This window comes from Kribbella sp. NPDC051587 (assembly GCF_044453945.1).
In the GTDB taxonomy this organism is placed as follows: domain Bacteria; phylum Actinomycetota; class Actinomycetes; order Propionibacteriales; family Kribbellaceae; genus Kribbella.
Window position 1 is genome coordinate 385,962 of sequence record NZ_JBITDE010000005.1, and the last position, 9,766, is coordinate 395,727.

The window sequence follows — 9,766 nt, forward strand, 5'->3', positions numbered from 1 at the left end:
CCGCCACGGAAGCGGCCCCAGCAGCCAGGCCGCGGACCTTGCGGCGCCGCCGTGCTCCGGCGATCACTCGCGTCGGGTCCAGCGGTTCGATGCTGCCGTCCGGGGCCAGCGCAGTGCGCAGCTCGTCCTCGGTGTTCATCGCGTCACCTCACTCAGTTCCGGCGCGGCGCGCAGCTTGTCCAGGGCCCGGGCGTTGGCGCTCTTCACGGTGCCGAGCGCGATCCCGAGCACGGCGGCGGTCTCCCGCTCAGTCAGGTCTTCGACATACCGCAGTACGACGATCGCCCGCTCCCGTCGGCTCAGGGTCGCCAGCGCGGCCCCGACCGTCACCCGGCGGTCGACCGCCCCGGCCTGGTCGGCGACGGGAGTGTCGAGGGTCAGCAGGTCCAGCTCGGCCGCGGCTCCGCTCGGACGCTCGCGCCACGGGCGACGCCGTACCCAGGAAAGATGCTGGTTGACCACCGACTGCCGCACATACGCGAACGGATCGGCCATCTCGATCCGGTCCCAGCGCAGGTAGGCCTTCTCCAGCGCACCCTGCACCAGATCCTCGGCCAGGCCGGCGTCGCCGCACAGCATCCGGGCGAAGTGCACCAACCGACCGGACCTGGCCAGCACAAACGCCGTGAAGTCGTCGTCACGACTCATTCGTTCTCCGTCCACAGTGGTCACTCCTGAGGACGCGGTGGCCCCGCGAAAGGTTCTGCGGAGGATCAAGAAAGATCGGTGGGAGCCGCGGCGCCGCTGGTGACCGGGCGGGCGGGCGGCGCGGTGAACGCCGACAGATCGCCGGCCACGCGGACCCGGTTGCGGCCGGCTGCCTTGGCCGCGTACATGGCGCGGTCGGCGCGAAGCAACAGGTCGTCGACCGTGATCCCGTCGGCCGGGTAGACCGAGACGCCGATCGACACAGTCAGGTGGAAGGTGTCCGGATCCAGGTCCGGGCAGTCGAGAACCCCGGCGCACATCGCGGCCAGCGGACTGCCGGCGACCGCGTTGCGCAGCCGGTCGGCCGTCACCGTGGCCTCGTCGATCCCGGTGTCGGGCAGCGCGATCACGAACTCCTCGCCGCCGAACCGGCCGATCACGTCCTTGGCCCGGATCGCACTGCGCAGGATCGTCGCGACCGCACGCAGCGCCTCGTCGCCGACCAGGTGCCCGTGCCGGTCGTTGACCTGCTTGAAGTGGTCGATGTCGATCAGCAGCACGGCCATCTGCTCGCGCTGGGTCCGCGTCCGGCGCAGCATCTCCTCGGTCTGCCGGCGCCAGAAGTCGACCCGGGTCAGACTGGTCTTCGGATCGGTCTGTGCCTCGGACTCCAGCTGGCCGAGCAGCAGCGCGCGCTGCGCGGTCAGCGTGATCGGGATCGCCACGAACGCGAACCACGGGCTGATCAGGCACGCCCCGGCGAGCAGACAGCCGAACATCGCGGCCGTCGCGTCGATACACAGGTCGTCGATCCCGCCGACCGCCTCCTGGCGGCTGCTGCCCGGGATGATCAGGGAGATGGCCAGGCCGCACAGCACCGCGTCGGTCGCGACGAAGGTGACCGCGGCGGCTGCCATCGAGGCCACCAGCGCGAGCTCGCTCCCGCCGAACAGGTCGCGCGCGAAGCCGAAGGCGGCGTGCGCGGCGCCGACGGCGAGCACGTGCACCGACGTCGAGAAGGCCCACCGGTACGGGATGCACTTGCCGGCCCGGATCCGCCACCAGATCCGCAGCAGCACGACGACCAGGATCGCCAGCGCCGGATGCAGGATGATCGCGGCCGCGATCATCCAGGCCGGGGCGAGGTCCTTGTGCAGCGCACCGCCACGGCGGCGCCGGTTCTCCACCCGGCGAGCGCCCTCGACCGCGATCAGGGCCGAGACGGTCAGCGCGGCCACCAGGTCGATCCCGTGCCAGCTCGGTAAGTCGGTGAACGACTGGACGCCGTACCCGAGGGCTGCGAAGTCGACGAGCACGACGATCAGGAACGCCGGGACCGTCAGGGTCCAGAGCGCCCATTTCCGTACCGATCGCCTACTCTGCGCAACCATTACCCCCACGGTACGACGAGTAGGCGTCTGGTCCCAATCCGCGACGGAGCGGCTCCGGTGACAATGTGGAAACGAAACTCAATCCCGTCGGATTCAGTCGTTTGATCAATCATCAAACGGCAAAAACCTTTATATCGTTCGGTTTTTGGCGGACCGCTTGGTCTCGAAAAGGTTTCCGGACCAGCGGGTCCAGGGCCGGAGGATCGGCGGCCGGGTCCGCTCAGCGGACCCGGCTCCTAGCCCTGGAGTGATTACTTGCGGCGACGAGCGGCACCGAACAGGCCGCGGACGATCTCCCGGCCCGCGGTCCGCGCGAACTGCTTGAACGCCGACGAACCGATGACCTGCTCGACCATCGACTTCTCCGGCTTCGGCGCCCGGCCGTGCGAGGTGGGCTGCTCCTGCTGTTGCTGCTGCTTGGCCTGCTCCTCGGCCTGGGCCTGCTCGGCCCCGGCCTGCACCTTCTTGGCGAGGATCTCGTACGCCGACTCCCGGTCGAGCACCTGCGAGTACTTGGCGTTGTTCGGCGAACCCTGCACCGCGGCGGTCATCTGGTCCGCGGCGGCCGGTGCCATCAGCGACAGCGGCGCCCGCAGCCGGGTCCAGGCGACCGGGGTCGGCGCGCCCTTCTCGTTCATCACGGTCACGATCGCCTCGCCGATCCCGAGCTGGGTCAGCACCTCACCGAGGTCGTACGACGAGTTCGGGAAGGTCGACACGGTCGCCTTCAGCGCCTTGGCGTCGTTCGGGGTGTGCGCCCGCAGCTGGTGCTGGACCCGCGAACCGAGCTGGGCGAGGACGTCGTCCGGCACGTCCTTCGGGGTCTGGGTCACGAAGAAGACGCCGACACCCTTCGACCGGATCAGCCGGACGGTCTGCGCGATCGAGTCCAGGAACGCCTTCGATGCGTCGTTGAACAGCAGGTGCGCCTCGTCGAAGAAGAAGACCAGCTTCGGCTTGTCCGCGTCGCCGACCTCGGGCAGGTCGTGGAACAGGTCGGCCAGCAACCACATCAGGAAGGTGGAGAACAGGGCCGGCCGGTCCTGCAGGTTCGGCAGCTCGAGGAGCGAGATCAGGCCCTTGCCGTCGCGCTGCGCCAGCAGGTCGGCGGTGTCGAACTCCGGCTCCCCGAAGAACGCCTCGGCGCCCTGGTCGGCGAACCCGATCAGCGCCCGCAGGATCACACCCGCGGTCGCCGCGGACAGCCCGCCGAGGTCCTTCAGGTCGGCCTTGCCCTCGTCGCTGGCCAGGTGCGTGATGACCGCGCGCAGGTCCTTCAGGTCGAGCAGCGTCAGCCCCTGCTTGTCGGCGTAGTGGAAGATCAGCCCGAGTGACGACTCCTGGACGTCGTTCAGCCCGAGCACCTTCGACAGCAGCACCGGCCCGAACGACGTCACCGTGGCCCGGATCGGGATCCCGGTGCCCTGGCCGCCGAGCGCGTAGAACTCGGTCGGGAAGCCGGTCGCGGTCCACTCCTGACCGATCGTCTTGGTCCGGGCCAGCAGCTTGTCGCTGCTCTCACCCGGCTGCGAGATCCCGGAAAGGTCGCCCTTGATGTCCGCGGCGAACACCGCGACCCCGGCCGCGGACAGCTGCTCGGCCATCAACTGCAGCGTCTTCGTCTTACCGGTACCGGTCGCCCCGGCCACCAGACCGTGCCGGTTCACCATCGACAACGGGATCCGGACCGCCGCCTCCGGTTTCGGCTCGCCGTCCACCAGCAGCGCGCCGAGCTCGATCGCCGCCCCCTCGAACGCGTACCCCTGCTTGACGGTCTCCACGACGTCGCCTGTCTCGGCCATGTCAGCGTGCCTTTCCCCGGTAGACGGAAGGCGCACCCGCGCCCGGTGGGCAGCCTATTACCTGAAGATCTACAACCTGGGTATGACGTGTTTCTCATCCAAAAGGTTGAGTCTTGGTTCCGGACTGTTCCGGTGAGGTTTATGACCTCTCACGAGACCTCTGACACCGCTAGACTCCGGGGGGTGATCTTCAAGCGTGTCGGGGAGGAAAGGCCGTACCCGGAGCACGGGCTCAAGCCGAAGGACTGGTCGTCGCTGCCACCACGGCAGGTGCGGCTGGATCAGTTGGTGACGACCAAGGGCACGCTCGACCTCAATGCACTGCTCGACGAGGACTCGACGTTCTACGGCGACCTGTTCGCCCACGTCGTCGAATGGAGGGGTGAGATGTTCCTCGAGGACGGTTTGCACCGCGCGCTGCGAGCGGCACTGCAGCAGCGGCTGGTTCTGCACGCCCGGGTCCTGGTCGTGGACTGATCACGATGACCGCCCTCTACCCACAGCCCCGTCCGCAGCTGCGGATCCACTGGCGCACCCCGATCACCATGGTCGTCCTGCTGATGATCCTGGTCGGCGGCGGCTGGTGGGGCTGGAACTCGCTGATCAACAGCAGCGCCGGCCCGACCTGTGTCGAGCAGCAGCTGCCGAACAACCGCCTGGTGCCCAAGCAGGTCTCGGTCAACGTCTACAACGGCGGCGCCAAGGCCGGCACGGCCGCAGCCGTCGCCGAGGTCCTGCGCAAGCGCGGCTTCAACGTGGCCAAGGTCGCCAACGAGCCCAACGGCAACAAGGTCGACGTCCTCGAGGTCCGCGGCTTCGCCGCCGACTCCCCCGAGCTCCAACTCGTCGCCGGCCAGACCGCCCAGAAGCCCGTCCCCGTCGCCGACGGCCGCGACAGCCACACCGTCGACCTCGTCGTCGGCACCAAATACACCAAGCTCAACGCCAAGGGCCTGGCCTCCGTAGCCGTCCCCGCCGGCAGCGAAGTCTGCCTCCCCACCATCTACACCCCCCAACCCATCCCCAAGGGCCAGAACCCCAACTGATCGCGACCCGCCTCACCCCGGGTCCATCACGCTCGCCGACCGAAGCCACCCTGGGTGGCGAGCGAAGCCAGTGCCGGGCTCAGTGGTTTTCGCGGCCTCGTTCGCCGAACCAGCCGGCCAGGCGGCCGGCTCGGGAGATGGCGCGGAGGCGGCGGGCGGTCTGGTCGCGGAGGGGGCTGGGGGTGACGACGAGGAGGGAGTCGCGGGCGCGGAGGACGGTACGGCGTTCGGGGACGAAGGTTTTGTCGTCGCGGATGATCAGGGAGACGGAGACGCCGGCGGGGAGGCGGAGTTCGCCGACCTCGACGCCGGCGAGGCGGGATTCGCTGGGGACGTGGACCTGCAGCATGTCGGCACCGAGGGATTCCAGTGGGGCGACGTCGATCTCGACCTCGATGGCCGCGTTCTCGTCGAGGACGCCGAGTTTGCGGGCGAGCCAGGGCAGGGACGGGCCTTGGAGCAGCGTGAAGAGCAGGACCAGGACGAAGACGATGTCGAAGATCCTGGTGGCCTGAGGGACCTGTTCGGCGAGCGGGATGGTGGCCAGGACGATCGGTACGGCGCCCCGCAGCCCCGCCCAGGAGATGAACGCCTGTTCCTGCCAGGGCAGCTTGAACGGCGTCGCCGACACGACGACCGCGAGCAGCCGCCCGACGATCGTCACGGCGATCCCGATCACGAGCGCGATCAGTACGTCGTTCAGGCTGATCCGGCCGGGTGAGGCGAGCAGACCGAGCATCACGAACAGGCCGATCTGCGCCAGCCACGCCAGCCCGTCGACGAACGAGCGGGTCGCCATCCGGTGTGGGAGCTCGGCCCTCCCGAGGACGAGTGAGGTCACGTAGACGGCGGCGAACCCCGAGACGTGGAGCAGGACGGTGCCTCCGGCGTACGAGATGATCGCGAGCGAAACCACCGCGAGCGGGTACAGACCGGCCGAGCCAAGAGCGACCCGGCGGATCAGACCGACGCTGATCCAGCCGATCACGAACCCGAACAGCGCGCCGACCACCAACTCGTAGAGCACCAGCCCGGCGAAGTACGGCCAGCCGTGCTCACTCGTGGCACCCGTGCTGACCAGAGTCACGAGCAGGACGGTCGGAGCGTCGTTCAGACCGGACTCCGCCTCCAGTGCACCCCGCAACCGCGGTCTGATCGGCACACGACGCAGTACCGAGAAGACAGCGGCCGCATCGGTCGGCGACGTCACCGCCCCGATCAGTACGGCGATCTGCCAGTCCAGCCCGAGGATGAAGTGCGCGATGCAGGCCACGACCCCGACGCTGATCGCCACGCCGACCGTGGCCAGCACGAGCCCGAGCGGCATCACCGGCCGGACTTCGTTCCAGCGGGTGGTCAGACCGCCCTCGGTGAGGATGATCACCAGCGCCGCGAACCCGAGCGCATGCGCGATCTGCGCGTCCTCGAAATGAATGTGCCCCGGCCCGGACTCGCCGAGCAGCAGGCCCATCCCGAGGTAGATGAGCAGCGACGGCAGACCCAGCCGGCCGGAGAGCCGGACAGCCACCACCGCGACCAGTAGCACCACGGCTCCGGCCAACAGGATCTGGTCGAGCTCTGCCACGTTCACGATGTTGGGGCCTCTCGCTCAATCAGGTCCCGAGATACGAAGGCCCTGACGCATCACACGGCGCCAGGGTCTTCGGTCCTTCGTCCACTCCGGAGAGTGGTTGGCGGTGGCGGAGGGATTTGAACCCTCGGACGGGGGGTACCCGTCACGCGCTTTCGAGGCGCGCTCCTTCGGCCGCTCGGACACGCCACCGCCGCAGAGGCTATCAAGACCTGTGCCCGGAAAAGAAATCGCGCAGCCGCGCACCGGCCTCATCGGCCATCACGCCCCCGAACACCTCGGGCCGATGGTTCAGCCGACGATCCCGTACGACGTCCCACAACGAGCCGACGGCACCCGCCTTCTCGTCGTACGCGGCGAAGATGAGCCGCTCGATCCGGGACAGCACGATCGCCCCCGCGCACATCGTGCACGGCTCGAGCGTGACCACCAGCGTGCAGCCGGTCAACCGCCATTCGCCCACATGCCGGGCGGCCGCGCGCAGCGCCAGGACCTCGGCGTGTGCGGTCGGGTCGCCGGTCGTCTCGCGCTCGTTGTGCCCGCGGCCGATCACGACGCCGTCCGGGTCGACCACGATCGCACCGATCGGTACGTCGGGCAGCGCGAGCTCGGCCTCGTCCAGGGCGACCGCCATCAGCCGGGACCACTCGCGCTGCAGTGCCGGGCTAACCAAGAGCTTCGATCGCCTCGTGGAACTCGTTGCCGAACCCGAGCACGTCGGCGACTTCCTCGAGCATCTCCTCGGGCAGCAGGTCGACGTCGTCGCACAGCGCCCCGAGATCCATCGCGCTCATCCCGAGGTCCGCGACGATCGTCAGGTCGCCGGCCGGGACCTGCTCGTCGTCGTCATCGGCCAGCGGGATGTCCAGCTCGTCGACGACCTGCTTGGCCAGCGGCCACTCGGTCGCCGCGGTCACGTCGGAGATCAGGAACCGCGCCCGGCCTCCGTCCAGCCGGATCAGGATGAAGAAGTCCTCGTCGACCGAGATCATCCCCAGTACGCCGGCCTCACCGGGGTACCGGCGCAGCCCGGACACCACCGCGGCCAGGTCGGGTTCCCCGCGCAGTACCAACGGGGTGACGGTCCAGACCTCGTCCTCGGTGTAAGCCGCGACGGCGAAGTCGAGGTCGGTCACGAGCGGTCCCACTGTGGCATCGGACACAGGGTCATGGTGACAGAGTCCCGGAACACCCGGACGACCAGGCCATCACGATTACGTTTCGGCGGCGATACTCAGTGGTGGTACGTCGCTCTCCGCATCGCCTCGCGGAGCCGGCGAACCCGGGCGCGGCGCGGGGCGATCCGGTCCCGCAGCGCCTTCGCCTCCTCGAGTTCACGCAGGAACTCGGCCCGCCGGTGCAGCCGGTCCAGATCGCGGCGCGGCACCACCAACCGGGGCCGGGGCTGGTCGGGCACGTTCTCAGCAGTCATCGGCACTCCCCTGGGGCGAAGGCAGGGCACAAACCAATGCACTTCCGATGCTACGGGGCCGAGAAGTTTCGCGGGAGGAATCGCCGACGGTAGCGTTCCGGGTTATGCAGATCCTCGTCGTGGACCACCCGCTCGTCGCCCACAAGCTCACCACGCTGCGGGACGAGGCCACGGACTCGCCCACGTTCCGGCGGCTGACCGAGGAGCTCGTGACGCTGCTCGCCTACGAGGCGACCCGCGACGTGCGCACCGGCCCGACCACCGTGCAGACCCCGGTCGCCGAGGCCGACGGCGTGAAGCTGACCTCGCCGAAGCCGCTCGTCGTACCGATCCTGCGGGCCGGCCTGGGCATGCTCGAGGGGATGACGCGGCTGCTGCCGACCGCCGAGGTCGGTTTCCTCGGCATGATCCGCAACGAGGAGACCCTGGACGCCTCGACGTACGCCGAGCGCCTCCCGGAAGACCTGTCCGGTCGCCAGTGCTACGTCCTGGACCCGATGCTCGCCACCGGCGGCACGCTGGCCGCGGCGATCCAGTTCCTGGTCGACCGCGGCGCCGACCACATCACCGCCATCTGCCTGCTCGCGGCCCCCGAGGGCGTCGAGCGCATCGAGCGCGAGCTCACCCACCTCAACATCCCCTGCAACCTGGTCGTCGCCGCGATGGACTCCCACCTCAACGAGAAGGGCTACATCGTCCCCGGCCTGGGCGACGCCGGTGACCGCCTGTACGGCGTCGCCCAATAACGTCCGAAAGACGCGCTGACGTGGTCGGCGATCTTTCGGACGCTATCCACGTCCCCCAGCTAGCGTCCGAAGGAACCGCATACGTGGTCGGCGTGTTTTCGGACGCTGGCGATCAGACGAGAGTGTTGCGGTAGAAGAGGTTGGCCCGGCGGTCGCCGGCTACGCCGGAGGCGAAGCCGAAGTAGAGGCGTGCGGTGCCGTCGGTGGAGCCGTAGACGGCCATACCTTCGGCCTCGCGGTAGGTGAGGCTCTTCCCGGCCAGGGTCAGGAACGAGTCGACCAGCTGACCGGCGTTGATGTCGTAGCACCAGAGCTTCGAGTTCGCCTTGGTCTCGTCCGGCTCTCCCGGGTACGCCTCCCCCTCCCAGAAGTACGCATAGGCGCCGTACAGGGCCCAGCCCTGGAAGTCGACGCCAGGGGTCAGCGCCGGCTGCTTGAAGGTCGCCAGCACCTTGGAGAAGTCGCCAGTACGTGCGGCGGCCAACGAGTACACGTTGATGTGCATGCCGTCCGACAGTGAGTGGCGCACCCCCAACTGATTGAACCGCTGGTCGACTGCGGGCGTGTAGACGGTCCCGCCCGACACCGGCTTCCACTTGGTCACCGAGGCCGGCGTCAGCGTCTGCCCGTCCTTCCACGGGAACCGCGTGATCTGCCGGCCGCGCCCGTTCGCGGTGTCCACGTCGGTCTCGGTCCAGATGTACGACGTCGTACCGGACGCCTCGGCGCCGATCGATACCGCGTGGCCGAAGCCGCTCAGGTACATGTGGCCGAGCACGGTGCCGGAGAAGTTCAGCTGGCTGAGCGTCAGATCACCGCTGTTCGCGGGCGTACCGGATCGCAGCTGGCCGGTGAACAGCCGGTTGTTCGGGGTGTCGAAGGCGAACGACTGCATCACCGTCGGTCCCCACAACGGCTTGCTGCGGAAGAACTCGTTGGTCGTCGCGCTCATCTTGAAGCGCTTGGAGGCGGGCAGGTCAAGGCTCCGGGCGGAGGCGGTGGAAACGCCCAGGGAGCCGGCGGCCAGCAGACCGGCGGCACCCGTGAGCAGTCCACGGCGGGAAATATTGTCCATACCGAACGATAACTTCCGTGAACTACTCACGAACA

11 protein-coding genes and 1 tRNA gene are annotated in these 9,766 nt (G+C 68.7%); 3 read left to right on the forward strand and 9 right to left on the reverse strand.

Annotated elements, in window-relative coordinates; genetic code table 11:
* Positions 1 to 135: 135 nt before the first annotated feature.
* From ACIA49_RS21125 to ACIA49_RS21135, 3 genes are all read right to left on the reverse strand, one after another.
* Positions 136 to 648: a SigE family RNA polymerase sigma factor gene (locus ACIA49_RS21125; protein ID WP_396378893.1), complete on the reverse strand. Its 513-nt coding sequence runs from the start codon at positions 646 to 648 to the stop codon at positions 136 to 138.
* A gap of 65 nt (positions 649 to 713) precedes the next feature.
* Positions 714 to 2,039: a diguanylate cyclase gene (locus ACIA49_RS21130; RefSeq protein WP_396378894.1), complete on the reverse strand. Its 1,326-nt coding sequence runs from the start codon at positions 2,037 to 2,039 to the stop codon at positions 714 to 716.
* Positions 2,040 to 2,290: 251 nt separating this feature from the next.
* Positions 2,291 to 3,841 (reverse strand): helicase HerA-like domain-containing protein, encoded by a 1,551-nt coding sequence (locus ACIA49_RS21135; protein WP_396378895.1) that lies wholly within the window; start codon positions 3,839 to 3,841, stop codon positions 2,291 to 2,293.
* Positions 3,842 to 4,024: 183 nt separating this feature from the next.
* Between ACIA49_RS21135 and ACIA49_RS21140 the strand changes: the two genes are divergently transcribed.
* Together ACIA49_RS21140 and ACIA49_RS21145 are read left to right on the forward strand one after the other, a co-directional pair.
* Positions 4,025 to 4,318, forward strand: a complete 294-nt coding sequence (locus ACIA49_RS21140) for a type II toxin-antitoxin system VapB family antitoxin (RefSeq protein ID WP_132409342.1) — start codon at positions 4,025 to 4,027, stop codon at positions 4,316 to 4,318.
* Between the two features lie 5 nt (positions 4,319 to 4,323).
* Positions 4,324 to 4,887 carry a LytR C-terminal domain-containing protein gene (locus ACIA49_RS21145; protein ID WP_396378896.1) on the forward strand — a complete coding sequence of 188 codons (564 nt, stop codon included), beginning with the start codon at positions 4,324 to 4,326 and terminating at the stop codon, positions 4,885 to 4,887.
* A gap of 79 nt (positions 4,888 to 4,966) precedes the next feature.
* Here ACIA49_RS21145 and ACIA49_RS21150 read toward each other — a convergent pair whose 3' ends face one another.
* The 5 genes from ACIA49_RS21150 to ACIA49_RS21170 form a co-directional block, all read right to left on the reverse strand.
* The gene (locus ACIA49_RS21150; RefSeq protein WP_396378897.1) at positions 4,967 to 6,478 is read right to left on the reverse strand and encodes a potassium/proton antiporter; all 1,512 of its coding nucleotides are present in this window, start codon (positions 6,476 to 6,478) and stop codon (positions 4,967 to 4,969) included.
* Between the two features lie 101 nt (positions 6,479 to 6,579).
* Positions 6,580 to 6,670, reverse strand: a tRNA-Ser gene (locus ACIA49_RS21155).
* A gap of 13 nt (positions 6,671 to 6,683) precedes the next feature.
* Positions 6,684 to 7,112: a nucleoside deaminase gene (locus ACIA49_RS21160; protein WP_391547416.1), complete on the reverse strand. Its 429-nt coding sequence runs from the start codon at positions 7,110 to 7,112 to the stop codon at positions 6,684 to 6,686.
* A 31-nt stretch (positions 7,113 to 7,143) separates the two neighbouring features.
* Positions 7,144 to 7,641 (reverse strand): tRNA adenosine deaminase-associated protein, encoded by a 498-nt coding sequence (locus ACIA49_RS21165; RefSeq protein ID WP_396378898.1) that lies wholly within the window; start codon positions 7,639 to 7,641, stop codon positions 7,144 to 7,146.
* A 71-nt stretch (positions 7,642 to 7,712) separates the two neighbouring features.
* Positions 7,713 to 7,910: a hypothetical protein gene (locus ACIA49_RS21170; protein WP_396378899.1), complete on the reverse strand. Its 198-nt coding sequence runs from the start codon at positions 7,908 to 7,910 to the stop codon at positions 7,713 to 7,715.
* 104 nt (positions 7,911 to 8,014) lie between these two features.
* On the opposite strand from ACIA49_RS21170, the gene upp reads away from it, so the two are divergent.
* Complete coding sequence (gene upp / locus ACIA49_RS21175; RefSeq protein ID WP_396378900.1) at positions 8,015 to 8,656, forward strand: uracil phosphoribosyltransferase; 642 nt, start codon at positions 8,015 to 8,017, stop codon at positions 8,654 to 8,656.
* A 112-nt stretch (positions 8,657 to 8,768) separates the two neighbouring features.
* On the opposite strand, the gene ACIA49_RS21180 is transcribed toward upp, so the two are convergent.
* Positions 8,769 to 9,731 (reverse strand): hypothetical protein, encoded by a 963-nt coding sequence (locus tag ACIA49_RS21180; RefSeq protein ID WP_396378901.1) that lies wholly within the window; start codon positions 9,729 to 9,731, stop codon positions 8,769 to 8,771.
* Positions 9,732 to 9,766 lie beyond the last annotated feature (35 nt).

Bases quoted from the DNA above. Each gene is read 5' to 3' on its own strand.
- ACIA49_RS21125 (WP_396378893.1), bottom strand. From the start codon at position 648: ATGAGTCGTGACGACGACTTCACGGCGTTTGTGCTGGCCAGGTCCGGT.
- ACIA49_RS21180 (WP_396378901.1), bottom strand. From the start codon at position 9,731: ATGGACAATATTTCCCGCCGTGGACTGCTCACGGGTGCCGCCGGTCTG.
- ACIA49_RS21135 (WP_396378895.1), bottom strand. From the start codon at position 3,841: ATGGCCGAGACAGGCGACGTCGTGGAGACCGTCAAGCAGGGGTACGCG.
- upp (WP_396378900.1), top strand. From the start codon at position 8,015: ATGCAGATCCTCGTCGTGGACCACCCGCTCGTCGCCCACAAGCTCACC.
- ACIA49_RS21170 (WP_396378899.1), bottom strand. From the start codon at position 7,910: ATGACTGCTGAGAACGTGCCCGACCAGCCCCGGCCCCGGTTGGTGGTG.
- ACIA49_RS21145 (WP_396378896.1), top strand. From the start codon at position 4,324: ATGACCGCCCTCTACCCACAGCCCCGTCCGCAGCTGCGGATCCACTGG.
- ACIA49_RS21130 (WP_396378894.1), bottom strand. From the start codon at position 2,039: ATGGTTGCGCAGAGTAGGCGATCGGTACGGAAATGGGCGCTCTGGACC.
- ACIA49_RS21160 (WP_391547416.1), bottom strand. From the start codon at position 7,112: ATGGCGGTCGCCCTGGACGAGGCCGAGCTCGCGCTGCCCGACGTACCG.